The organism is Aeromonas sp. PI_26 (genome assembly GCF_027854445.1).
Taxonomy (GTDB): Bacteria; Pseudomonadota; Gammaproteobacteria; order Enterobacterales; family Aeromonadaceae; genus Aeromonas; species Aeromonas veronii.
Map to the genome: position 1 here is coordinate 1 of NZ_JAJNOE010000008.1, position 23,294 is coordinate 23,294.

General features: G+C 57.4%; 21 protein-coding genes. 7 read left to right on the top strand and 14 right to left on the bottom strand.

Annotated features, from left to right (window positions below):
- Positions 1-349 precede the first annotated feature (349 nt).
- On the top strand, positions 350-1,546 hold the full coding sequence (locus LRL22_RS10420) for an NnrS family protein (RefSeq protein ID WP_270905347.1): 1,197 nt from the start codon (positions 350-352) through the stop codon (positions 1,544-1,546).
- Positions 1,547-1,562: 16 nt separating this feature from the next.
- On the opposite strand, the gene LRL22_RS10425 is transcribed toward LRL22_RS10420, so the two are convergent.
- Positions 1,563-2,132 carry a helix-turn-helix domain-containing protein gene (locus tag LRL22_RS10425; RefSeq protein ID WP_270905348.1) on the bottom strand — a complete coding sequence of 190 codons (570 nt, stop codon included), beginning with the start codon at positions 2,130-2,132 and terminating at the stop codon, positions 1,563-1,565.
- Positions 2,133-2,251: 119 nt separating this feature from the next.
- Between LRL22_RS10425 and LRL22_RS10430 the strand changes: the two genes are divergently transcribed.
- A complete protein-coding gene (locus LRL22_RS10430) occupies positions 2,252-3,427 on the top strand; it encodes a benzoate/H(+) symporter BenE family transporter (protein ID WP_270905349.1) in 1,176 nt (391 codons plus the stop codon).
- Between the two features lie 122 nt (positions 3,428-3,549).
- A complete protein-coding gene (locus tag LRL22_RS10435) occupies positions 3,550-4,614 on the top strand; it encodes a DUF3103 family protein (protein WP_021231648.1) in 1,065 nt (354 codons plus the stop codon).
- Between the two features lie 69 nt (positions 4,615-4,683).
- On the opposite strand, the gene metF is transcribed toward LRL22_RS10435, so the two are convergent.
- Positions 4,684-5,574: a methylenetetrahydrofolate reductase gene (metF, locus tag LRL22_RS10440; protein ID WP_005340191.1), complete on the bottom strand. Its 891-nt coding sequence runs from the start codon at positions 5,572-5,574 to the stop codon at positions 4,684-4,686.
- A gap of 329 nt (positions 5,575-5,903) precedes the next feature.
- On the opposite strand from metF, the gene LRL22_RS10445 reads away from it, so the two are divergent.
- Complete coding sequence (locus LRL22_RS10445) at positions 5,904-6,704, top strand: GNAT family N-acetyltransferase (RefSeq protein WP_270905350.1); 801 nt, start codon at positions 5,904-5,906, stop codon at positions 6,702-6,704.
- Positions 6,705-6,776: 72 nt separating this feature from the next.
- Here the strand turns inward: LRL22_RS10445 and LRL22_RS10450 are convergent, their stop codons facing one another.
- The 3 genes from LRL22_RS10450 to LRL22_RS10460 all read right to left on the bottom strand — a co-directional run bounded on the left by LRL22_RS10450 (position 6,777) and on the right by LRL22_RS10460 (position 11,053).
- Positions 6,777-8,246: an ABC transporter substrate-binding protein gene (locus LRL22_RS10450; protein WP_270905351.1), complete on the bottom strand. Its 1,470-nt coding sequence runs from the start codon at positions 8,244-8,246 to the stop codon at positions 6,777-6,779.
- Between the two features lie 8 nt (positions 8,247-8,254).
- On the bottom strand, positions 8,255-10,234 hold the full coding sequence (locus LRL22_RS10455; protein ID WP_270905352.1) for a HAMP domain-containing methyl-accepting chemotaxis protein: 1,980 nt from the start codon (positions 10,232-10,234) through the stop codon (positions 8,255-8,257).
- Between the two features lie 222 nt (positions 10,235-10,456).
- Complete coding sequence (locus tag LRL22_RS10460; RefSeq protein WP_005340187.1) at positions 10,457-11,053, bottom strand: OmpW family outer membrane protein; 597 nt, start codon at positions 11,051-11,053, stop codon at positions 10,457-10,459.
- A gap of 330 nt (positions 11,054-11,383) precedes the next feature.
- Here LRL22_RS10460 and LRL22_RS10465 point away from each other — a divergent pair, with 330 nt between their 5' ends.
- Positions 11,384-11,515, top strand: a complete 132-nt coding sequence (locus tag LRL22_RS10465; protein ID WP_019445201.1) for a hypothetical protein — start codon at positions 11,384-11,386, stop codon at positions 11,513-11,515.
- Here LRL22_RS10465 and LRL22_RS10470 read toward each other — a convergent pair.
- The 9 genes from LRL22_RS10470 to LRL22_RS10510 all read right to left on the bottom strand — a co-directional run bounded on the left by LRL22_RS10470 (position 11,512) and on the right by LRL22_RS10510 (position 21,333).
- A complete protein-coding gene (locus LRL22_RS10470) occupies positions 11,512-13,185 on the bottom strand; it encodes a diguanylate cyclase (RefSeq protein ID WP_270905353.1) in 1,674 nt (557 codons plus the stop codon). The genes LRL22_RS10465 and LRL22_RS10470 overlap by 4 nt on opposite strands.
- A gap of 121 nt (positions 13,186-13,306) precedes the next feature.
- A complete protein-coding gene (gene uvrA / locus LRL22_RS10475; RefSeq protein WP_270905354.1) occupies positions 13,307-16,135 on the bottom strand; it encodes an excinuclease ABC subunit UvrA in 2,829 nt (942 codons plus the stop codon).
- Positions 16,136-16,224: 89 nt separating this feature from the next.
- A complete protein-coding gene (gene csgH / locus LRL22_RS10480; protein WP_254204223.1) occupies positions 16,225-16,539 on the bottom strand; it encodes a curli-like amyloid fiber formation chaperone CsgH in 315 nt (104 codons plus the stop codon).
- 110 nt (positions 16,540-16,649) lie between these two features.
- A complete protein-coding gene (locus tag LRL22_RS10485) occupies positions 16,650-18,239 on the bottom strand; it encodes a curlin (protein WP_270905355.1) in 1,590 nt (529 codons plus the stop codon).
- A 34-nt stretch (positions 18,240-18,273) separates the two neighbouring features.
- Positions 18,274-18,795, bottom strand: a complete 522-nt coding sequence (locus LRL22_RS10490) for a curlin (protein WP_270905356.1) — start codon at positions 18,793-18,795, stop codon at positions 18,274-18,276.
- Between the two features lie 187 nt (positions 18,796-18,982).
- Positions 18,983-19,822 (bottom strand): CsgG/HfaB family protein, encoded by an 840-nt coding sequence (locus tag LRL22_RS10495; RefSeq protein ID WP_005355003.1) that lies wholly within the window; start codon positions 19,820-19,822, stop codon positions 18,983-18,985.
- 7 nt (positions 19,823-19,829) lie between these two features.
- Positions 19,830-20,231, bottom strand: coding sequence for a curli assembly protein CsgF (locus LRL22_RS10500; protein WP_270905357.1), 402 nt, complete (start codon positions 20,229-20,231; stop codon positions 19,830-19,832).
- Between the two features lie 11 nt (positions 20,232-20,242).
- Positions 20,243-20,686, bottom strand: coding sequence for a curli production assembly/transport protein CsgE (locus LRL22_RS10505; protein ID WP_201952785.1), 444 nt, complete (start codon positions 20,684-20,686; stop codon positions 20,243-20,245).
- The gene (locus LRL22_RS10510; protein WP_042080923.1) at positions 20,686-21,333 is read right to left on the bottom strand and encodes a LuxR C-terminal-related transcriptional regulator; all 648 of its coding nucleotides are present in this window, start codon (positions 21,331-21,333) and stop codon (positions 20,686-20,688) included. The genes LRL22_RS10505 and LRL22_RS10510 overlap by 1 nt, the downstream gene beginning before the upstream one ends.
- Before the next feature lie 426 nt (positions 21,334-21,759).
- On the opposite strand from LRL22_RS10510, the gene LRL22_RS10515 reads away from it, so the two are divergent.
- Together LRL22_RS10515 and LRL22_RS10520 are read left to right on the top strand one after the other, a co-directional pair.
- Complete coding sequence (locus LRL22_RS10515) at positions 21,760-22,347, top strand: single-stranded DNA-binding protein (protein WP_005340181.1); 588 nt, start codon at positions 21,760-21,762, stop codon at positions 22,345-22,347.
- A gap of 149 nt (positions 22,348-22,496) precedes the next feature.
- Positions 22,497-23,240, top strand: coding sequence for a substrate-binding periplasmic protein (locus tag LRL22_RS10520; RefSeq protein ID WP_201953071.1), 744 nt, complete (start codon positions 22,497-22,499; stop codon positions 23,238-23,240).
- Positions 23,241-23,294 lie beyond the last annotated feature (54 nt).

Sequence of the window (23,294 nt, forward strand, 5' to 3'; positions counted from 1 at the left end):
GATTCAAATTGTTAAAGAGCGTCACGCTTGTCGCGTTGAGGATGCGCATATTACGCTTCTCACTTCGAAAGTCAAGCGATTGTTTTCGCTTTTCTTTCGGCGCCTGCTTCACAAGGAAGCTGGCTCATCAGTTTGGCGTGTTCCGCCGTGCCGGTAGGGGCGCATTATAGAGAGCCGCGCCGGGATGACAAGGGCTTTTTCAGCAAAAAAGTTCGTTCGCTCAGATATCAAGCAACCACCTCTTTTTTTGCTCGAAATGGCATCCATTCTGACTATTGCCGGATTTAAATTGAACATTTGAAAAGCCAATTTATAATTGCCATCTCAAATGTTTAATTGGAATGCCCTCATGCATCAAATCCTCGATAGCCATAAGGAAGAGCAAATCGTCCCGCTGTTCCGCTTGGGGTTCCGACCCTTCTTCTTATTCGGTGCTCTATTTGCTGCCGTCGGCATGTTGCTCTGGTTGGGGCAGCTCAACGGTTGGCTTACCTTGCCAGGGATTGCCAACCCGATCTGGTGGCATGGTCATGAGATGCTGTTTGGTTTCGGGGCTGCCATCGTCGCGGGTTTTCTGCTCACCGCGGTGCAGAACTGGACGGCCCATCCCGGTGTTCGAAGCTGGCCATTGGCACTGGTGGTGGGGTTGTGGATGTTGCCAAGGACGTTGTTACCCTGGCTGGGTGAAGAGAATACGCTCCTGATGGCGGCAGACCTGCTCTGGTTGCCGCTTTGCGCCTGGTTCCTTGCCAAGCCTATCTTGATAACCCGGCAATGGCGCAACCTCTTCTTCGTGCCCCTGTTGCTGATACTGACCTTGCTCAATGGTGCCAGCTGGTTATGGCAGGTCGATTGGACCACCGTTGAGCACCTATTGATCACCACTGTGCTGCTGTTTACCACCCTGATCGCCGTGATGGGTGGAAGGGTGATTCCGTTCTTCACCGCCCAGGCAACCGGTCAGGAGAAAGCTGCACCTCAGCTCTGGCTGGAACGGGCGGCGCTCGCGGCACTGTGGTTTATATTGCTGTGCTGGTTGCTGCTCCCCACTCAATGGGTCACCAGCATATATATAGTGCCTCTCTATATAGTGGCGGCGAGTTTGCATCTGTGGCGGCAACTGGGTTGGCATCTGCCATCGACCCTTGCGCATCCCCTGCTGTGGTCACTCCATCTCGCCTATCTGTTTATCCCTTTTGGCCTGCTCGCACTTGCGGCACATAGCGCGGGTCAGCCCATCACGTTGTCGATGGCCAGTCACCTGCTCAGCGCAGGCTGCATGGGTACCATGATTCTGGGTATGATTGCACGAGTCTCTCTCGGCCATAGCGGTCGAGCCTTGCAGGTAGGACGCAGGATCACTGGCGCATTCGCCCTGGTTATCGCTGCCGCCACAATGCGGGTGGCGATTCCCCTGTTCTGGCCTGCTTATACCCTGCATGGCTGGAACCTCAGCGCGCTTGCCTGGATCGCGGCCTATGGTCTGTTTGTCTGGGTCTATACCCCGATACTGATCCGCCCCAGAGCAGATGGTCGACCGGGTTGATGACTGCGGAACATGTTCAGGGTGTTGCCACCGGATAGTGGATGAGGTTGTAGAAAATCGCCGGGGCTATGCCCAGATTGCGATAACCGTGGGGACGGTCGGCAGCAAAACGCACCGCCTCTCCTTGCACCAATGAGCGCCACTCCCCTTCCACCAGCACCTCCATTATGCCGCTGATGACGATGACATGTTCGGTCACTCCCGGCTCATGGGGCTCGGATTCACGCTGGTAACCCGGCAACAGGGTCAGCTCAAGTAATTCGAAACCAAACCGGTTTTCATAAGGGAAGAGCGGCGCCACTTGCATGCCCTCTCCCGCTGGCTGCTGGCGAATGGCATCGGCGGTGCGATAGAGCACCTCTGCCTGCGCAGCGGGTGTGGGCTCAATAAAACTGGAAAATGAGACTCGAAACCCGGTGGCTATCTTCCACAGCGTAGCCACTGTCGGGCTGGACTCTCCCCGCTCAATCTGCCCCAGCATCGCCTTGCTGACACCCGTTTCGCGCGCGGCGGCATCCAGGCTCCAGCCGCGCTCGCTGCGCAGCCCCTTCAGTCGAGCAGCCAGATGCTGACTCATCTCTTGCATAACTGCCTCTTTATTACTCTTGCACGATGCGCCTTGTGCGCTATAGCGCACAGCGATATAGTCAAAGCTGTATTGTACGCAATAACGCACAGCGCGTCACAACGCCAAGAGGAAGAGCCATGCCCTTCGCCATCCCCCATCTGGTCGCAGGCTTTATCGCCGTGATGGTCGGCTACACCAGTTCCGTCATCCTGATCATCCAGGCCGCCACGGCAGCGGGTGCTGATACTGCTCAAGTCGCCTCCTGGCTCTGGACGCTGGGGATCGGCATGGGGGTGAGCTGCATCGGCCTCTCTCTCTATTACCGCATACCCATACTAACCGCCTGGTCCACACCGGGCGCGGCATTGCTGATCACCACGCTGGGCAACTTCACTCTGGCGGAAGCGATCGGCGCCTTTGTGATCTCGTCCCTGCTGATCACTCTGTGTGGCATCAGCGGCTGGTTCGACCGTTTGATGAAACATATCCCGGCTCCACTGGCCGCCGCCATGCTGGCTGGCGTGCTGCTCAAATTCGGGCTGGATCTGTTCAAGGTCGCCCCGCAAGACCCTTTGTTGCTTGGCACCCTGCTGCTGGCCTTCCTGCTGGGTCGTCATCTCTGGCCCCGCTATACCATGGTGCTGGTACTGGGAGTGGGGATGCTGATCTGCAGCGTGCGGGGGGGATTGCAACTGGGCACCCTTCACTGGCAACTCGCCAGCCCGGTCTGGACATGGCCAGCCTTCTCCCTTGATGCTCTGTTTGGTATCGCGCTGCCGCTGTTCATTGTCACCATGACATCGCAAAACATGGCGGGAATTGCCATCTTGCGGGCCCACGGTTATCAGCCTTCCACCTCCTCGCTGATCAGCTGGACTGGCCTGACTGGCCTGCTGCTCGCCCCTTTTGGCGGCTATGCCTTCAATCTGGCCGCCATCACTGCCGCCATCTGCATGGGCAAAGAGGTCGACTCGGATACCAAGCGCCGCTGGCCAGCTGCGGTATGGGCGGGTTGCTTTTATCTCCTGACCGGCTGCTTCGGCGCAACCGTCGCGGCCCTGTTTAGCGCCTTTCCGGCAGCCCTTGTCACTTGCGTCGCTGGTTTGGCCCTGCTAGGTACCATCGGCAGCAGCCTGCACTCGGCCTTGCAAGAGGATGAAGCGCGAGAAGCTGCGCTGCTCACCTTTATCATTACCGCGTCCGGGATCAGCCTGCTCGACATCGCGGCAGCCTGCTGGGGTCTGCTGATTGGTCTGGCTATCTATCAGTTCCAATCATATCGACAAAGGAATCAATTGAACCTCAAACCGTGAACCTCTGCACACTATCCAGATAAAATGATTCACAAGTGAAACTAATTTCCTTCTAGTGGTGCCAGGGCACCAATCTTCCCGGACGTGTTGCCCTGTCAGGTTCCATGCAACGGAGTATAAAAATGAAAAATCAGGCTGTCTTGTTACTACTGGCCATACTGGGTGCTACGAGCGTCCAGGCTGCCGATACGGATCGAGAGCTGGCTCGCCAGCTCGCACTTCAGCAGAAAAACCTGCTGCCCCTGCTGAGCAATCAGCAATACCAGAGCCCACTTCCCAACCTGCTGCAGAAGGCCAGCCCGCGCCTTAAACGGCAGGCGAGCGATGCCAACCAGGCAGCCATCAGCCGACAAGGACTGGATGGCGAGGTCAAACAACTGATGCAGTTGCGGCTGGCCAACACCGATCAGGCCGCAGCACTGCAGCAGGGCGTCGAACCGCTGGTCGCCTATGTTCCAAGTGGGGATGAGAAGAGCTGGAGCGCCATTGAAGCGTTCGACAGCGCTGGCAATCCCGTCTATCTGGATGTGGACAAGGCTCCGGCCCGGCCGGTTCTGGTAGTCGAAGCCGATCCCGTCAAAGCCAAAAACGCAGGCTTGAAGGTGATGCGCAAAGCACTGGCCGATGCGGATCTGCAAAGCGCCCCGCGAGTGGCGGCCAGCACGGCGCCGCTCAAGACCAGTATCCTGAAAAAGATCAGACTGAAGGATGATCAGGAGCCCTGGCTGCTCGGCGCAGCCGAAGTGTATGCGGTGGTCGCAGGGGTCAATCCCAGTCGGGATGAGCCAGTAGTCGATATTGTCGACATGCCCTACCTCGACTATGACAACACAGACTACACCCCCAACCAGATCCTGGTTTACTGGGATCGCTATCGCTGGGGTGCCGTCGATGTGGTGATGATGGAGCAGGATGACAACGTCAACTACAAGGAGCTGAGCGCCCTGCTGATTGAAGCCCTCAAACTCGGCTTTACCGCGGGTGGCGTGCCGGAAGCCCTGCCCTTCCTCGATCTCGGCGGTCGCATCGTCAAGGCGCTGCCCGATTCCTGGATGACCAATAACGACGACTATCTGGATACCTTCTACACACTGGAACAGGATCAGGTCTATCGCCAGTATCCGGGGGCTGCCGGTAATGCGGTTATCGATCTTGAGCCAAAAGAGATCGCCCCGACCAGACCTTGATAATCGGCCATAACGAAAAAGCCAATGAGCAACTCATTGGCTTTTTGCTTTTATCGCGGTGAGCACTGATCAGCCCTTGGGACGAACCCCCAGAGTATGGCAGATGGCATAAGTCAGCTCGGAGCGGTTCAGGGTATAGAAGTGGAAATCCTTCACCCCTTCCTGACTCAGCACGCGCACCTGATCGATGGCGATGCTCGCCCCCACCAGATTGCGGGTCATCTGATCGTTATCCAACCCCTCGAAACGCTGATGCATCCAGCGCGGGATCTTCACGTTGGTAAAACCGGCAAACTTGGCCAGTGTCTGGTAGTTGGAGACCGGTAGAATCCCCGGCACGATTTCAGCATCGATGCCGATGGCGGCGCAGCGATCCCGAAAGCGCAAATAAGTTTCCACATCGAAGAAGAACTGGGTGATGGCGCGGTTGGCACCGGCATCAATCTTGCGCTTGAGGTTGAGCAGGTCGGATTGCGCACTCTTGGCCTCCGGGTGCCCTTCCGGATAGGCGGCAACCGAGATATCGAAGTCCGCCTCAGACTTGAGCAGGGCAACCAGGTCGGTGGCATACATATCCGGCTTCTCCAACCCCTGCGGCAAATCACCGCGCAGAGCCACGATATGACGAATACCGCTGTTCCAGTAGTCGCGGGCGATAGTGCGCAATTCGTCGCGGCTGGCATCGATACAGGTCAGATGCGGCGCCGCAATCAGGCCGGTCCGCTCCTTGATGTCCTTGATCACCTTATGGGTGCGATCACGGGTACCGGAGTTGGCACCATAGGTGACGGAGACGAACTTGGGTTCCAGTACCTTCAGCCGTTCGATGGACTGCCAGAGGGTATTTTCCATCCCTTCACTGTTGGGCGGAAAAAACTCGAAACTGACCGATATATCGCCATTCAAATCTGCCAAGCTCTGGTTGAGCGCCTCAACCTGACGTGCACTGTGAAATCCCATCTGCTCTTCTCCCTGTCCCGCAATCCATCTTCTTACGTCAAAACGGATGTTTGGACGTCTAAACGTCTTTATATTTATGGGCAAAACGACACAAAGTCAACAGAGATTTACCTCACATCCGATCTGACGAACTTCATATTTACAAAATTAACGGTACGTAACCGAAAAGTGCCCATCCCAAAATTGCCCCAGTCGAGTTATGATGGGGGCAGATCGTCTTGGACGTTCTGAATCTGCGTGTGATTGTTTGGCCGGAGGTTTCTCCGGCCCCTTTTCATCTATTTCCCACTCCTGCCGATAACAGAATGAGTCTTTGCAGGAGCACCATCATGGATACCCACCCCGGCTTTGCCACCGACTTGCTGTTTGATCGCTACCAGGGCGAGGTCATCCAGCATGAGCAGTTCTGGGCGGTTCGCACGCCGGATGCTCCCGACTACTACTTCGGCAACTACCTGCTACTCCCCACCCCGCCCAGCGACCATGACAAAGGCTGGCTGGAAGCCGCATTCGATCAGTTGATCGGTCAAGATCCTCGAGTGCGCCACCGCACCTTCCAATGGCCGCTGGCGGCCGGGCAAAACAGCCGGATAGCCGGTTTTGTCGCAACGGGTTACCAATATATGGAGTGCGTGGTGCTGGCGCTGGATGAACAGAGTTGCCCGCCCCCTCACAGCGATATGAACAATGTTGAGGCACGCACCTTCACCACTGCTGATTGGCCTGAGTGGCTCGACTTCGAACTCCATGAGCGGGATGAGGGGCACTCTGAACAGAGCTATCTCCCCTATCTGCGATCCCGCCAGGCGCTCTATCAGGCCATGATTGCCGATGGTCTCGGGGACTGGTGGGGGATCTGGCAAGAGGGGCAACTGGTCGCCAGCTGTGGTCTCTTCTTTTGCGGCACACTTGGGCGCTTCCAATTGGTACGCACGCACCATGCGTGGCGCAACCAGGGGTTATGCCGCCAGCTGCTGAGTCAAGTGGCTCGCGCAGGATTGTCTCGTGCCAAACAGCTGATCATAGTGGCTGACGAGCATTACCATGCCCAGCGCATTTACCGCTCTCTGGGGTTTGCCCCGGTTGCCCGCATCGGCAGCCTCTGCCACTGGCCCCACGAAGCACAATAAAGCGATACCTGCTGGCCGCGAGCCATAAAAAACGGGAGGCTGATGCCTCCCGTTTTTATTGATGCCGATGACCTATTGCTGTGGCTGCTGTGGCGCCTCCAGCTCGTTGGAGAGCGCCTGCTCTACCTCATCCGACTGCGCCGGTAATGGTGCAGCGGCCGCTGATGCGGGTTCTACGGGAGTCACAGCAGGTGACACCACGGCCGATGCTTCACTGGTCGCGGGAGCTGCGGACAGCTCAGTCGTCGGCACAGAAACAGGAGCAGGGGCAACCGCATCACACTGACAATCCGCGCTCTTGGCCTTGTTGCCCTGATGAGGGGCATACCAGCCCTTCAAGCCACTTTCCAGTCGATCCGCGGCAGCCTTGGGCTCCATCTTGCCGAGCAACACAGCCTGACTCACCTCGGCCAGCTCATCCCCCAACTTGGGCGTACCACGGGAGAGGATCTGGGTCGCCACCCGAATGGTCGAGTCACACTGATCGCGCCACTCCATCATCTCTTTGGCCGCCGGATTGGTGACATCGAAAAAGTGGTTGGAGAGGGAGAAGAATCCCGGCAGCGAGTTGGTATAGAGCTCGGCAAATTGCGGCGTCGTCAGCCACTGCAGGAAGGCCATTGCACCCTCTTTGTTCTTGCTGGCCGGATTCATCCCCATACCGATATCGGTGTGGTCGGTAAAGAAACAGCCATCACCCTGTTTGGCCACCGGCGGACGCATGACGCCAAAATCGACCTTGCCGGTGAAGGGGGCAATCTCCCAGGAGCCCGCCACGTAGAAGGCGGCCTTGCCCGAAGTGAACAGCTCGTTACTGGTCGCATAATCGCGGCTCTCGCCACCTTCACCGAGGTAGGAACGCCAGCGGGCCAGCTCGTCGAACACCTTCACATATTGGGGGTTGTCCAACCGCTCCTGCCCGCCAATCAAAGCCAGACGACCATCTTCCCCTTTCCAGTAGTTGGGGCCAATGTTCTGGAACCCCAGTTCGGAGGCAACCCAGCTCTCGGAACCACTCATGGCCAGCGGCACATAGCGCCCGTCGGCCTTGATCTTGTCCAGCACGGCAAAGAACTGATCGCGGGTTTGCGGCAAGGTGAGTCCCAACTCACTGAAGATCTTTTTGTTATAGAAGAAGCCATGGATCACCGAAGCCATCGGCACGCAGAAGGTCTGGGCTCCGGAGTCAGTCTGCCAGGGTGACTGGGCAAAACTCGGGAAGTTCTCCATCCCTGCCATTTCGGTCAGTTCGGCCAGATGGCCCGCCTTGAACAGGGCGAGCGAGTCATCAAACGGACGACAGGTAATAAGATCCCCCGCCTTGCCCCCTTTCAGGCTCTCCCACAGGGTGGGCATGTAGTTGACGTTCTGCACCGGATGAAAACTCACCTTGATGCCGGGATGCGCCGCTTCAAACGCCGGGATGATTTTCTGCTCCCACAACGCCTTGTCATCGGTTCGCCAGCTTTCAATCACCAGCTCGCTGGCCATCAGCTCGCCACACAACAGGAGACTCAGGGCTCCAATCCACTTTTTAGACATAAGCCCTCCTAGACCTTGAAATGTGCGATCAATTGCTGCTGTTTGGCGACCAGGTCGGCCAGCACTTCGCTGCTGCTGGCGGATTCCCGCGCCTCCCGCTCGGTCTCGTATGCCACATCGGCAATACCGGCGATATGACGAGCGACTCCCTGACTGACGGAGATCTGCTCCTGAGCGGCATGAGCCACCTGATCCGCCATCGACTTGATGGCCCCCATCCGATCGGCAATGGATTGCAGCGCCACATCCATCTCGCGAGTCTGCTCGACACAGCTCTGGGTCTGCTCCTGGCTGCGCCCCATCACTTCAACCACATGCTTGCTGGAGCTCTGCAGGTTCTCAATCATCCCCTGGATCTCTTCGGTCGAGGTCTGGGTGCGATTGGCCAGCGCCCGTACCTCATCGGCCACCACCGCAAAACCGCGACCGGCATCGCCAGCACGAGCCGCTTCGATGGCGGCGTTCAACGCCAGCAGGTTGGTCTGCTCGGCAATGCTGCGGATCACATCGAGAATGCTACCGATGTTGTTACTGAATTCCCCAAGTTTGTAGGTGATCCCGACCGCCTCTTCCATGGCGCCAGCCAGCTGCTCGGTGATCCGGCGAGTGGTGGCCACTTTCTGGCGGCCATTGCGCGCCTCTTCATCGGCCAGATCCACTTCGCGCTTGGTGCCATCGGTAGAGCGGGCCACCTCGGTGGCGCTCACTTCCAGCTCGGTAATGGCGGCGGCCACCTGATCGGTCTGGCTCTTCTGCTCCTGTACCCGGGACATGGCCCGTTCGCTGATCTCGGCGGCGCGGCTCGCCTCCTCCACCAGATGGCGGGAACCCGCATTGATTTGAGAGAGCAGCTCGCCGGTCTTGCCCGCCAGCGTATCGATGGAGCGAGAGAGGCTGCCAAATTCGCAACTGCTGCGGTAGTTGATGCGGCGGGTCATGTCGCCGGCCGCCATGTAATCGAGCTCCTTGTTGATCATCTGCAACGGGCGCTGAATGCTGCGCGCCGTGGTATAGCCGATCACCAGTGCGGCAGCGGCAGACATCGCGGCAACCACCAGGATCCAGAAGCTGGCACTGCTGACCGCAGCATCGGCATTGATCCGGCTATCACTGGCGATGGCACCGGCGGACTTGCCCATCTCATCAAGCAAATTGAGGCTGTTGACCAAACTGGCATCCAGCTGCTGATTTTGCGTGGCCAGCGACAGCGCCAGTTGCTGAGCCTGTCGCATGGTCGCCAGCAAGCCCTGAGCGCCGAGCGCCAGCTCCTGCATCCGATCCAGATTGGAGACAAAGCGCGCTTTCACATCATCGGGCACCAGCACCCGCTCCAACCGCTTGCGGGCCATCTCGATATCCTTGCTGAGTACCTTTTCCAGCTCGTTCAGGTCGGTTTTGGCATCGGCACGGCGGATATTCTTCAGATCGCGGGCGATACCTGAGGTAATAAGTTCCGCCTTGTTGCGCATGGAGCGCTTGCTGGCGGTCTGTTGCAGCAGCAGATCCGCCGCCCACTGGTAGGTATCCTCAAGGCGGATAAATTCCATCTCCAGCTTGTGGCGCTGCTCCAGTGCACTGACCCACTGCCGATGCTGGGCCAACACCTGATCCGCCAAGCCATAAAATTGAGTGGTAGCACTCTCGACCTGCTGGAAGCGGGCACGAGCATCCGCTACATCGGTAAATTTACCCATCTCCTGACTCAGCTGGGCGAAGCGGTTCTGCTGCTCCTTGAACTGATTGGCCAGCTGCGGCAACTGGGCGGCATCTTCACTGGTGCGGTAGACCAGCACCCAGCGGTTGCTATCCTGCAGTGCCCCCTTGAGACCTGCGACAGCCACCACCAGCGGGGTTGCCCGGTCAGATACGGCAGAGAGGCCGTCATTTATACCCTTGATTTTAAAGGTACTGATCACACCAAGCAGGATCAGCAACAGCAGCATCAACACGAATCCGGCGATGATCCGCTGCACGATAGATAAGCCCATGGAGACATCCTCACTCATTGGGGGAAGGTAAAGTGAACATAGTCACTATCGGCAGGGGTGGCGAATAACTGAAATAAAGCGGTAGGTATTTAATTGATTTGTATCGGGTTGGATCACAGTACAGACAAAATCAGCCATACGAAAAAAGCCCGGCACAAGCCGGGCTGAAAGAGACGTACTTTGCTATCTTCCGCGGTCCGTTCAGAACCGCAGTCAGAATCATTAGAAGCGGTAGCCAACACCCACCATAAAGGCCATCGGGTCGACCTTGGTATTAATGGTGCCAATCGCTGTATGCACATCGGTATCGATATCCATGATCCAGGCTGAACCGTTGACAAACCAGCGGTCAGTGATAGCCATATCGATACCAACTTGTCCGGCAACACCCCAGGAGTCATCGACTTTGACATCGGTTCCTGACAGTGCACCACGACCCTCTTCATCAAAGAAGGTGGTGTAGTTCACGCCAATACCGACATACGGGCGAACCTTGCTTTGAGCATCGCCAAAATAGTACTGACCCATCAGAGTCGGCGGCAAATGCTTGATCTTGGCAACTTCAGCGCCACCCAGTTTGACTGAATGAGAGAAGGGGGTTGCAGCCAGCAATTCGACACCCCAGTTATCAGTAATCATGTAAGAGAGAGTCAATCCCAATTGCATGTTGTCATTAATTTCCAGCTCTACAGGCGTGCTGCTTTCCTGCGGCGATACAAATGCCAAACCACCACGAACCAGAATATCACCAGCCTGATGGGCCATGGCGAAAGGAGAGGTCACTGCAGCGGCAATCATCAGAGGAAGTAATTTTTTCATCACGTAATCCCTTTTTTTGTTTTCATTTGATGCTGTAAGCCCGCTGACTATATGCCCTTGTAAATGCAAAGTTATTGACTTGGAGCAAAGGTTGCACAGAAATAAATCGATTGGTGTGACATCTTTGCGCGCCATCCCAATCTCGTTGAGTCCCCAGACAACAAGCCGAAATGCCTGTTTCGACAGGTTGTAACTACCCGCATCCAGCGCCAAAAGAAGCAAGCAAACCACATCTTATTGCGCGGCAGAGTGGCTATTAATTGTTGTTAATATGGGCAAATCAGCGTATTTTTTGCGCCACACAAGTTACTGGGAAGTAATGGTTTATTTATGAAAAATGAGTCGAAATGGCAAAAGGTGGGGGCCTTTCTCGCGGCCGTGTGGGGAATCGGATCCTTTCTCTTTATCCTGCTCGGTTTTATTGTCGCCCTGGCCTATCTGGTATTGGTACGGCAGGGTTAATCCGGATTGACAGAGTGCAGCAGGGTGATATGCCCCCCTTCGGCAAGCTGTTCCGGAGTCTGGCCCATGCCCTCCGCAGAGAGGGGACCAGCGTAGCCACACCACCGATTTCGCCCGCCGACTTTGGCCTGATACAGCGCCATGTCCGCCAGTTTGAAGCTGTGACTCCAGAATGAATCCGGGTACTCCGGGTGCAACGGATAGCGGCAGAACCCCAGCGACACCGTCAACCAGAGTGGCGCATCCTCTCTGCCAAAGCGATGCTGAGCGACACGCTGGCGCAGATATTCGACCCGCAGCGCCAACTCTTGCTCGTCATCCACCTGCAACAGCAACAAGAACTCCTCCCCGCCCAGCCGGATGATCGGCTCGCGCTCTCCTGTCACCACCTTGCGCAGCAGATCCGCCAACTGTTTCAGCACCAGATCCCCGATGTCATGGCCAAGGCGGTCATTGATCCGCTTGAAATGATCCAGATCCAGCAGCAATAACAGACAAGGTTTGGCCCGGTTGGCCTGCAACCAACCATCGAGATAGCGACGATTGAAGCAACGGGTCAAGGGATCGGTGAATGCAGCCATCTCCATCTGGCTGGATTTTTCCAACAAATCATCGTGTTGCTGACTAACCTTGCTGGCCATCTCCTTGAACTTGCCGCTCAGGGTCGCCATCTCGGCGCTGCTGTCGATATAGGGGATCAAGGTGGCATCTGGCCGATCGCCAAAGCGTTGCAGCGCCGACACCAGCTGCTGCAACGGGGTAAGCACAATGCTGTTGAGCCGGTACATGGCGATCATGACGCAGATAAAACTGATAAACAGCATGCCGATAAAGGTCCAGAGCGCCCCCTCCATGACGCCACTCAAGATCTTTCTCTCCTCCTCAATCACCAGGGTCAGTACCGGCTGGTTATCGCTGTTGAGCAGTCGCACCTCTCCCCTGAGCCGGGTCAGCCCAAGGTCGATCAGGCGATACGTTATTTGCGGTTTCAGTGGTTTGAAGGTAGCTGTGACATCCAGATTGGCGTGGGAGATCGCCAGTGGCAGCGCGGTACGCTCCGATACTTGCTCGAGGTAGGCCTTGTCGAGCCAACGAACAACCAGCAAGAAACCGTTGAACGGTGCCGACTCGTCACTGTTTCTGATCGGCTGCCACGAGTACATTAGCGGCCCCCACTGGGAAGCGCGGATCCCGTGCAGATTGATGCTCCCTTGTGCCACCGAGCGTTCTCTCAACTGCTTTTTCAATTCATCAAGGAAGTAGGGAAACTGGTCCGGATTGATCCCCGGCGCATCGGGTAGCAGGGTGCGCGTCCAGATTTCGTAGCCGGTGAGATCCATGAAGCTCATCAGGTTGAGACTAAAATCCCGCATCGGCATATCACTGAACAGGTTGGATTCGATGTACGCCATGCTTTTGTTGTCCATAAAACGGTGACTGTCATCCCAGATGCCCCAATCCCGACTGAATGCATCCAGAGCGGCCACATCCGCCTGCACCGCCTTGGTCACGCGCAGCAGATGCTCCTTCATTCGCTGCTCTTCAATCCGGCTGGCAGCCGGGATTTGGGCCCACGCCAGCAGGACCAGCAATAGCAGGATCGCCCCCAGCCAGATGGGGAACATGGAGTAAGCCAACTGATGATCAATCGTACGCGGAGCCTGAGCCATAACCCGATATATCCATTACCATGATGCTGAGATGCCAAGCCTGCCCACACTTGACGAGCTTCCCCCTATGCTCCCGATTTTTATAACAAAAAGGGGCCAAAGGCCCCTCGATTATAACGGCTTATCGCGCCAATAGTGGCCGCAAAAAACGAGCTGTATGAGACTCTTTATTGGTGCAAATCTCTTCCGGCGTCCCCGTCACCAGAATGCGGCCACCACCGGCGCCCCCCTCCGGACCCAGATCGACGATCCAGTCGGCAGTTTTGATGACATCCAGATTGTGCTCGATGATGACGATGGTGTTGCCACGATCCCGCAGCTGGTGCAGCACCTTGAGTAGCTGCTGGATATCGTGGAAGTGCAGCCCTGTGGTCGGCTCGTCCAGAATGTAGAGAGTCTGACCGGTATCCCGCTTGGAGAGCTCCCGCGCCAGCTTGACCCGCTGTGCCTCACCGCCAGACAAGGTTGTGGCCGACTGGCCGAGGCGGATATAGGAGAGGCCCACGTCCATCAGGGTCTGCAGCTTGCGCGCCACTGCCGGTACCGGATCGAAGAACTCGCGGGCATCTTCCACCGTCATCTCGAGGATTTCGTGGATGTTCTTGCCCTTGTACTTCACCTCCAGCGTCTCGCGGTTGTAGCGCTTGCCCTTGCAGACGTCGCACGGTACGTAGACGTCCGGCAGGAAGTGCATCTCCACCTTGATGACTCCATCCCCTTGGCACGCCTCGCAGCGGCCCCCTTTCACGTTGAAGGAGAAGCGGCCCGGCTGGTAGCCTCGGGAACGCGCCTCCTGAGTGCCGGAGAGCAGCTCGCGGATCGGGGTGAACAGGCCGGTGTAGGTGGCCGGGTTGGAGCGCGGGGTGCGGCCGATGGGGCTCTGGTCGATATCCACCACCTTGTCCAGATGCTCCAGCCCCTCGACACTGCGATAGGGTGCCGGGGTGGATTCGGTGGCCTTGTTCAACTCGCGGTGAGCAATGCGGAACAGGGTATCGTTAATCAGGGTCGACTTGCCGGAGCCGGAGACGCCAGTGACGCAGGTCATCACTCCGATCGGCAGATCCAGGTTGACGTTGCGCAGGTTGTTGCCGCTCGCCCCCTTGAGCTTCAACCACTTGCCGGTGAGCGGGGTACGCTCGGCAGGAATGGCGATCTGCTTGCGACCGGAGAGGTAGTCACCGGTGAGTGACTCGGGATTGGCAATGATCTCCTCCGGCGTACCCTGCGCGACGATGGCCCCGCCGTGTACCCCGGCTCCCGGGCCGATGTCGAGCACATGGTCGGCGAGGCGGATAGCGTCCTCGTCGTGCTCCACCACGATCACCGTGTTGCCGAGATCACGCAGATGAGTGAGTGTCTTGAGCAGACGCTCGTTGTCGCGCTGATGCAAACCGATGGACGGCTCGTCCAGCACATACATGACACCTACCAGACCTGCACCGATCTGGCTGGCCAGTCGAATGCGCTGCGCTTCGCCGCCCGAGAGGGTCTCGGCACTGCGCGACAGGCTCAGGTAGTTAAGGCCAACGTTTACCAGGAAGCCGAGCCGCTCGACGATCTCTTTCAGGATCTTCTCGGCGATCTGGGCGCGCTGGCCGGTCAGATTCAGCCCCTCAAAGAAGGCGAGCGCATCGCCAATGGACTGCTCGGCGATGGCCGGCAGGTTGCGGTTGTCGACGAAGACGTGGCGCGCCTCCTCCCGCAGCCGGCTGCCATCGCAGCTTGAGCAAGACTTGTTGGCGATGTATTTGGAGAGCTCTTCACGCACCGAATTGGACTCGGTTTCCCGGTAGCGCCGCTCCATGTTGTGTAGGATCCCCTCGAACGGGTGCTTGCGCACCACCACGTCGCCGCGGTCGTTCATGTAGCGGAACTCGATCTCGGTGCGACCGGAGCCACGCAGGATCACCTCCTGGGTCTTGAGCGGCAGATCCTCCCACGGCGTCTCCAGATCGAATTTGTAGTGCTCGGAGAGAGATTTGAGCATCTGGAAGTAGTAGAAGCTGCGCTTGTCCCAGCCACGGATGGCGCCGTTGGCCAGGCTGATGGCCGGATCGCCGATCACCTTGGCCGGGTCGAAATATTGCTGCACGCCCAAACCATCACAGGTGGGACAGGCACCGGCCGGGTTGTTGAAAGAGAAGATGCGCGGCTCCAGCTCCGACATGGAGTAGCCGCACTCCGGGCAGGCGAAGTTGGCGGAGAAGGTCATGGGAGCAACCCCCTCCTCCCCGTCCATCGGCACCACCAACACGATACCACCGGATAGGGTCAGCGCCGTCTCGAACGACTCGGCCAGACGCAAGGCAAGGTCATCGCGCACCTTGAAGCGGTCCACCACCACCTCGATGGTGTGCTTCTTGTGCAGCTCCAGCGCGGGAGGGTCGGATAGATCGCACACCTCGCCGTCGATACGGGCACGGATATAACCCTGCGCCGCCAGATTCTCCAGCAGCTTGGTGTGTTCCCCCTTGCGGTCACGCACCACCGGGGCCAGCAGCATCAGCTTGCTCCCCTCCGGCTGGGCCAGTACCTGATCCACCATCTGGCTGATGGTCTGGGCGGCAAGCGGAATGGCATGGGTCGGGCAGCGCGGCTCACCGACCCGGGCGAACAGCAGACGCAGGTAGTCGTAGATTTCGGTGATGGTGCCGACGGTCGAGCGCGGGTTATGGGAAGTGGACTTCTGCTCGATGGAAATGGCGGGCGAAAGCCCCTCGATATGGTCGACGTCCGGCTTCTCCATCAGGGAGAGGAACTGGCGAGCATAGGCGGAGAGGGACTCCACATAGCGGCGCTGCCCCTCGGCATAGAGGGTATCGAACGCCAGAGAGGATTTGCCCGAGCCGGAGAGGCCGGTGACCACGATCAGCTTGTCGCGGGGCAGGGTCAGATTGATGTTCTTGAGGTTGTGGGTGCGAGCACCCCGGACCACGATCTTTTCCATCTTGTTGCACGCTCGATACAGAAACCTGAGCGAGTCAGTATGGCATAGAGACTACTGGATGAATAGACAGTCATGAGATGAAATGCGCATCATCCGGCGCACGCCATCTGCTCTTTTTTCTCCACCAGCAGCCGCTCGTTTTGCCATATCAGAGCGGTGACCTCGACCCGATAGGGACAACGCAAACCCAGCCCTATTTTGCCAACCGCCATGACCACTCCAGCCTGCAGCGACAGATTACGGCTCTGGCGCTGAGTCGTGCTCCCGGCCGCCCCTTCGCCATGCACCAGCAAGCTGACACTCACCGTCAAGTCGCGCTTGCTGAGCAGCGTTGGCGCAAGTGACAGCCCCTGCTCGTTCTGCGCAATATTGAGGGACAAGCGGATCGACGGATCGGGCTCCATCTCGTTTCCCCTAGCGCTTGCTGGGGAAGCGACGCGATGAACCAGCATCAACCCACAGAGCAGCACCAATAAAAGAGGGGCCCGCAGGCCCCTGAATCCGGAGATAACCATCAGTTGCTACCAGAACCCTGATAGACATAGGCCATGTTATCGCTGCCATAGACAGTCACATTGGCAGTGTTGAGGCTGTCGGTTTGTGCAACGTCGACTTCGTTATTGCCACCGCCCATGCCGCCATTGACGTAAACGTTGGCCACGTGTTTTTCACCTAACTGGCTTACGGTGAGCGTGTTTTCGCTCCCCAGATAGGATTCGACCTTGGCGCTGTTCAGTTTCCCATCCTGAGTCACTGTCACCACAGAGTCAGAGTGAGACGCATCGGCATAAGCCCAGTTGTCAGTGCCTTTCTGAGCCACGACCAGCTCGTTGTCCGAGCCCCAGGTCCAGGCTCCTTTGCCCTCAACGCCACGCGCGGCGGCAACCTGGTTGCCAGTGCCGTTCTGGTCAATATCGACCTTGTTGCGACTACCCTCCTCTTGCACTGCATTGGCATAGTTGTCGCTACCCAACTGATCGATAGTGACAGATCCACCCACGCTGCTGGCCAGCTGATCAACCACTGCCTGGTTATTGTTGCCATTCTGAGTGACCTGCGCAGTGTTGCCAACGCCTTGCTGGTTGGTGTCGGTCTGGTTGCCATTACCCAGCTGAGTCACGACCGCCGTTTCACCAGTACCGCTCTGTCTGGCGTTAGCGATGTTGTCGTTACCATTCTGGGTGATGGTCAACAGATCCTCAGAACCTCTCTGCTCAGAGTCGATCTGGTTACGACTCCCGGTCTGAGTCAAAAGGGCGGTTTCACCGGAACCAGCCTGCTTGGCCAGCAGGTTGTTCCCTTGTCCGGCGGTCGCACCAGACTGCAGGGCTGTCACGCTGCCAGCGGTCCCGCTTTGCTCCACCGTTGCCACGTTGGCCAGCCCCAGCTGAGTGACCTCTGCAGTGTTGTCATTGCCACTTTGCTTGACGACCGCAGAGGTGCCCTCGTTTGCGCCGTAACCGAAGTTGCTTGTACGTTGTGCGACTAAGGCCGTGTTATTGCCACCCTCTTGAGCCACGCTGGCAACGGCACCATCGGATTCGCGTTGATCGACATCCGCATTATGCCCACCTTCTCCTGACTGGGTAATGGTCGCGCTGGCATAATCAGACCAGTAGTTATTGATCTGCGCGCTGTTACCATCCGCTTGCTGCTCAATCACTGAATTGGCACGATCGCCATCATCCTGCTTGATGCGGGCATCGTTACCATCACCAAACTGGCTCACCCTAGCCGTGGCCTCACCGTTGTAGTACTGCTGGGTAATCGAGGCCTTGTTCAACAGCCCGCTGGTATCAATGGTCGCGGTCGATTTATTGGTCACTCCCTGCTGCAATACCTCCCCTTCGTTCTGGCCACCGGCTTGCTTGATATCAGCAGTGGAAGCACCGGTATTGCGCTGCTCGGTCGAGGCGAGGTTGCCGTTACCCTGCTGATAGATCGCCGCCTTGTTAGCCGTGCTCTCCTCGACCTGCTGGATGTACGCCAGATTGCCGGTGGAGAATTGAGCCTGAGTCACCTCAGCCTGATTGCCAGTAGATGCCGCCCAAGCGGTGCTGGTCGCCAGAAGAACTGCCGAGGCAATGATGGTACGTTTAAACATGATTTCCCTCTCGTGCTAATGGTTGAGCCTAGGCTCAGTTGGTTTGAACGACATTTACTTGCTGATTGGCTCCCGTCTGAATAACGGTTGCCGCCAATCCGTTACCGTTTTGCTCGATGCTGGCCTGATTGCCATCACCCAGCTGGATCGCCCGGGCCTGATTGTCTACCCCTTGCTGACTGATCCAGGCTTCATTGCCGCTGCCTTGTTGCAGCAGCCAAATCCGGTTATTGATGCCCGCCTGATAGAGCTCGGCGCTATTGCCCTCGCCCAGTTGCGCACCATTGACCCAGTTCTCATCTCCCACCTGGGAGAGCGACAACTCATTGGCCCAACCCTGTTGCAGCAGGCGCGCCTGATTCAGCTCCCCTTGCTGGGTGAGATGCAGTTGCTGCTCGCTACCGAGTTGCCACAACAGCGCCTGATTCCCATCGTTCTGCAGACCGGAATCCAGCTCGCTTGCCATCGCCAGCTCGTCGAAGACGGCAGGCTCTGCGGCGAGTTGCGGGGCGCCCGATATCAGCAGGAAAAAGAGAGCACTCAACAGGTGTTTCATCGCGCCATCGCCTTGTTGGAAAACGCCCACAGTATCCCTGTCAGACCAGAGGCGGCCTATCAGGCACTCCGCTGATTCGAGGATGAAAAGCGCCGCCCTGTCGCTGAGCAGAAAGTCTTAATTCGTATTCGATGGAGGCCAAAAAAAATGCCCTCCACCAGGGAGGGCATTGCACGAGCGGGAAAACTCAAAGCAGCGGGGCATTGTCTTGCAGGTACTCCTGCAGGATCGGATTGTCGATATCCCGCTGGTCGGCCAGTTGCCACAGATTGTCCCGCACGCCATTGGCAATCAGCCGGATCACCCCGGACTCGATAGCCGACATGACACACATCTGTACCGGCTCATTGGTGCTGAAACCGGCCTCGGCCTCCAGCAGGCGCTTGTACTCGACGAAGCGGAATACCCCTGCCTGCACCTGTTGCGACAGCACTGTCTTGGAGGTGGTGACACTGTTCAGGATCCGGCCTGAACGGATATCGACGGCTCGCAGATTGACCGTCACCTGATCGACCCGGTACTCCCCGCTGGCACCGATGCCAAAATACTTGGCCCCCGCCCCGCCGGTGCGCACATTGCTGTCATAGGCGACGATCCCCCCCTCGATCAGGATGTTGGCGGCGACCAGCGAGGGCAGTTGATTGGCATTGTTGCCGGGAACGTTGGGCTTGTTCTGGGCCGCCCGCACAATCTTGCGTTCGGTCAGCAGGTTCTGCAGCCCCTCCCGCTCCAGCGGCACAAACCATTGGGAATCCCACAAAGCCGTGCTCAGCATGGCGACCCCGCCCTGGGTGACCGCCGTGGAGAAGTTGGATGCCGGGGCTGGCAGATACTGACCGGTCTGATCGCGAAAATCGTAGACGGCCGCGACAATTTTCCCTTTTGGCTTGGGCAGACTGATCAGCTCCTTGTAAGAGACGGATCGCGGCATCAGGGTTGCCTTCTCATCGGCAACGGGCGAGCCGATATGGGTCGCACAGCCAGCCAGCGCAAGCAGGGGCACTATCAATAACAGTTGTCGTTTCATCGCGCCCTCAGTCGGCAATCAGGCCATTCACTTCGATCATGGTGGTCTGGTTGGTCACCCGGTCGGTGATCGAAACCACCAGAGTGCCATCTTCATCCACCACATTGATGGCAAAATCATCGGTCACCAGACTGCCACTCTGGCTGCCATCCTTGCCGATATCGGCCAGCAGCTGGCTGATCAAGCGGGATTGCAGGTTGGAGGTCAGGCGATCCAGCGCCGAGGTACCGCTGCTACCGCTGCCACTGGCGGGATCCTTGTAATCATTCTGCGCATTGGCGGTGCCAAGCAGATGACTGCTGTTGAGAGGGTTACCCCCAAAGCTGGGGTTGACGGGGCGATAGACAAGCTCCGACGCATGGAGCGCTGGCGCTATCAGTGCTGCAACTAGCAATAACCGGGCACGCATGAGAAATATCCTTATAGTTCATCATGTTCCAAATCGAAGGTATCCATGAACAGGGTCGCGATCTTCTGCTGTTCGAGGGTCTGCCTGACCTGTGACCAAGCCAGTTTGGCGCTCTGCTCCTGCTGATTGCGGCCGGGAGAGAGCGCGGTTTTAAAAATCACCTTCCGGTTATGGGTGATCCAGATCAGGCTGCCCCAGCGAGCAGTCGGGCGCTCATGAATCGTCAGATTTTCTCTGGCATTCGGGTCTTCATCACTGCGCAACCGGGTAAATTCGTTGTAAAAGCCCTGACCGAAGCGGGTAAAAGTGCGGTCCAGCACCAAACCATCCACATCCAGCCGATCACTCTCCTGCTCCGGCTGTACCGACTCCAGCGGAGCATCGGCCTCGGCCGCCACAACGGTCGTGAAGCCCCAGAGCAGCACAAGGCAACACGCCAGAGAGAACGCTTTCATCAGTGGGAGTCCGGAGCATCGAGATACTCTTTGGCCCAGCTCACCGCCTGGATCCGGTTCTTCACGTTCAGCTTTTTAAAAACGTTATAGAGGTGGGATTTGACGGTGTGCTCGCTGACAAACAGGCTGTCGGCGATCTCGACATTGGAGGCGCCCGTCATCAGATAACGGATGATCTCCTGCTCTCTGGCTGTCAGCAGGGTGTCGTTACGCAGCAGGTAGCTATTGCCCTGGCGATAGTATTCGACCAGCTCGCACAGCAGGTGGCGCGGCATCCAGTACTCGCCCAACAGGATTTTCTGCAACCCGGCAACCAGTCGGTCGAGCGGATCCTGACGGAAAAACAGACCGCAGATCTGCGGCCACATCAGCAGCAGGTCGCGATCCGTCGCAGTGGGAGCATTGAGCAGCACGGTGGTCGCCATGCCAAAGCGTTCGGAGATCGCCCGGTTCCAGCCCAGTGACTGGCCGGAGCGGATATAGTCGAGATCGATGAGAAACAGCGTGCCGTCACACTGGTTATCTAGCTGATTAATCTCGTGGATTAGCTGGACGGGACGGCTCAAATGAGAGATGAGGTATGCAGCAAATGTGCTGGCCTGCACATTATTTTCAGTGACCAGTGCGATCGGGCATGCGGCTTTCATTGTGTGCTCTTCCTTGAACCTGTAAACCACCTAATCTGGCCGACTGAGTCTACCAAGGAGGTATGGGAGCACAATATTAAAAAAGTATGAGAATGGATCTCATAAATATCGTAACCATATGTTTTTAGTCGATTTAAAAACCGATTCCAATTCGCCAATCGGCCAGCATAACAGGAATATATGGCAGAAATGTGATGCCGGACGCGCCGGAAACAGCTGCAACCCGACCATCACTACAGCAGGAGCCAACAGTTACCTTTGGCGCATCAAGCCGGTTAAGGATGCTGCCAATCCGCTTCGCAACTGTTACTATGACCGTCACATGCGTCTGCGGGACATTGCGCCCCGCACACAGCAACTAATCAGGTATCTAGTCGTGTTGGACCAGGTTTCGACCTGGCCGGTAAATAAGGTGGAAGAGAGATTATGGCCAGTCGAGGCATCAATAAAGTCATTCTGATCGGTAACCTCGGGCAAGACCCGGAAGTACGCTACATGCCGAGTGGCGGTGCTGTGACCAACATTACTCTGGCTACCTCTGAAACCTGGCGCGACAAGCAGACCGGTGAGCAGAAAGAGCGTACCGAATGGCACCGCGTCGTCTTCATGGGCAAGTTGGCCGAAGTGGCTGGCGAGTACCTGAAGAAGGGCTCCCAAGTCTATGTGGAAGGCAAACTGCAGACCCGCAAATGGCAAGATCAGAGCGGCCAGGAGCGCTACACCACTGAAGTGCTGGTCGACAGCTTCACTGGCGTGATGCAGATGCTGGGTGGCCGTCCGCAAGGCGGTCAGGGTATGGGCCAGAACATGGGTGGCCAATCCCAGGGTAACTGGGGTCAGCCACAGCAGAGCATGCCTGCCCAGCAGCCGATGAATCAGCAGCGCCCGGCACCGGCTCCGCAGCAGAACATGCAGCCGCAAGGCGGTTATGGCCGTCCTGCCCAGCAGCCGCAATCTGCACCGCCGGTATATAACGAGCCGCCGATGGATTTCGACGACGATATCCCCTTCTAAGAACAGAATATTGAAAAGGCCCTGATAACTCAGGGTCTTTTTTTATGCACTCAGGCTGAACCACTCAGCCCGAAAGGGATATAACGCTTTATGGTTGCTTCCCCTACAGTGATGGATATTCTCCACAGGAGCGCTTTGTGCAAAGTGCAATGAAACTGCTCACCCCTTTATTGTTCCTGCTGACCAGCATGCTGCCCGGTCAGTTGCTGGCAACGCCACTCAAGGTCGGGGTCAGCTTTGCCATCCCCCCTTATGTCATCGAAAGTAATCAAAGTGGCATCGAGCTGGATCTGCTGAAAGAGGCGTTCGCTGGCAGCGGCTATGAGCCCAGCTTTGAATTTCTGCCACTGGAGCGTACCTTCCGCCTGTTCGATTCAGGAAAGCTGGATGCCATCATCAACGTCAGACCCGGTATGGTTGATCCCCATTTTCTGTCCCAGCCCGTTATCACCTTCCATAACCGGATCTTCACCCTGCGCAGCACCCACATCAGTACCTTGGACGATCTGCATTCAAAACGGGTCACCGCCTTTCAACGGGCAAGAACCATTCTGGGGGGCTCGTTCGCCACCATGGCCAACCAGAATCCCCACTATGAGGAGGTAGCCAAGCAGCAGGTGCAGGTACATCAGCTGATGCGCGGCAGGGTGGATGCAGTCGTACTGGAGGAGCGGGTGTTCTACTACTACCTCGACCAGCTGATTGCCACCGCCCAGGCAGGCGAGCACTACGAGCGCAATCAGGTCAGGCAAGCAGACCTCTTCCCGCCCACCGTCTATCACTTTGCCTTCCGAACGGCCGATGCCCGCAATCTGTTTGATAAGCGCCTTGAGGCGATGCGTCAGGATGGTCGTTATCACCAGATTTTCGCGGCTTACGGCGCCACGCCGTGAGCCACAAACATAAAAGCCAGCCGGTAAGGGCTGGCTTTGTACTGGCTCCGAAGG

Coding starts and splice junctions, on each gene's coding strand:
- LRL22_RS10420 (WP_270905347.1), top strand. CDS start 350: ATGCATCAAATCCTCGATAGCCATAAGGAAGAGCAAATCGTCCCGCTG.
- LRL22_RS10425 (WP_270905348.1), bottom strand. CDS start 2,132: ATGCAAGAGATGAGTCAGCATCTGGCTGCTCGACTGAAGGGGCTGCGC.
- LRL22_RS10430 (WP_270905349.1), top strand. CDS start 2,252: ATGCCCTTCGCCATCCCCCATCTGGTCGCAGGCTTTATCGCCGTGATG.
- LRL22_RS10435 (WP_021231648.1), top strand. CDS start 3,550: ATGAAAAATCAGGCTGTCTTGTTACTACTGGCCATACTGGGTGCTACG.
- metF (WP_005340191.1), bottom strand. CDS start 5,574: ATGGGATTTCACAGTGCACGTCAGGTTGAGGCGCTCAACCAGAGCTTG.
- LRL22_RS10445 (WP_270905350.1), top strand. CDS start 5,904: ATGGATACCCACCCCGGCTTTGCCACCGACTTGCTGTTTGATCGCTAC.
- LRL22_RS10450 (WP_270905351.1), bottom strand. CDS start 8,246: ATGTCTAAAAAGTGGATTGGAGCCCTGAGTCTCCTGTTGTGTGGCGAG.
- LRL22_RS10455 (WP_270905352.1), bottom strand. CDS start 10,234: ATGGGCTTATCTATCGTGCAGCGGATCATCGCCGGATTCGTGTTGATG.
- LRL22_RS10460 (WP_005340187.1), bottom strand. CDS start 11,053: ATGAAAAAATTACTTCCTCTGATGATTGCCGCTGCAGTGACCTCTCCT.
- LRL22_RS10465 (WP_019445201.1), top strand. CDS start 11,384: ATGAAAAATGAGTCGAAATGGCAAAAGGTGGGGGCCTTTCTCGCGGCC.
- LRL22_RS10470 (WP_270905353.1), bottom strand. CDS start 13,185: ATGGCTCAGGCTCCGCGTACGATTGATCATCAGTTGGCTTACTCCATG.
- uvrA (WP_270905354.1), bottom strand. CDS start 16,135: ATGGAAAAGATCGTGGTCCGGGGTGCTCGCACCCACAACCTCAAGAAC.
- csgH (WP_254204223.1), bottom strand. CDS start 16,539: ATGGAGCCCGATCCGTCGATCCGCTTGTCCCTCAATATTGCGCAGAAC.
- LRL22_RS10485 (WP_270905355.1), bottom strand. CDS start 18,239: ATGTTTAAACGTACCATCATTGCCTCGGCAGTTCTTCTGGCGACCAGC.
- LRL22_RS10490 (WP_270905356.1), bottom strand. CDS start 18,795: ATGAAACACCTGTTGAGTGCTCTCTTTTTCCTGCTGATATCGGGCGCC.
- LRL22_RS10495 (WP_005355003.1), bottom strand. CDS start 19,822: ATGAAACGACAACTGTTATTGATAGTGCCCCTGCTTGCGCTGGCTGGC.
- LRL22_RS10500 (WP_270905357.1), bottom strand. CDS start 20,231: ATGCGTGCCCGGTTATTGCTAGTTGCAGCACTGATAGCGCCAGCGCTC.
- LRL22_RS10505 (WP_201952785.1), bottom strand. CDS start 20,686: ATGAAAGCGTTCTCTCTGGCGTGTTGCCTTGTGCTGCTCTGGGGCTTC.
- LRL22_RS10510 (WP_042080923.1), bottom strand. CDS start 21,333: ATGAAAGCCGCATGCCCGATCGCACTGGTCACTGAAAATAATGTGCAG.
- LRL22_RS10515 (WP_005340181.1), top strand. CDS start 21,760: ATGGCCAGTCGAGGCATCAATAAAGTCATTCTGATCGGTAACCTCGGG.
- LRL22_RS10520 (WP_201953071.1), top strand. CDS start 22,497: ATGAAACTGCTCACCCCTTTATTGTTCCTGCTGACCAGCATGCTGCCC.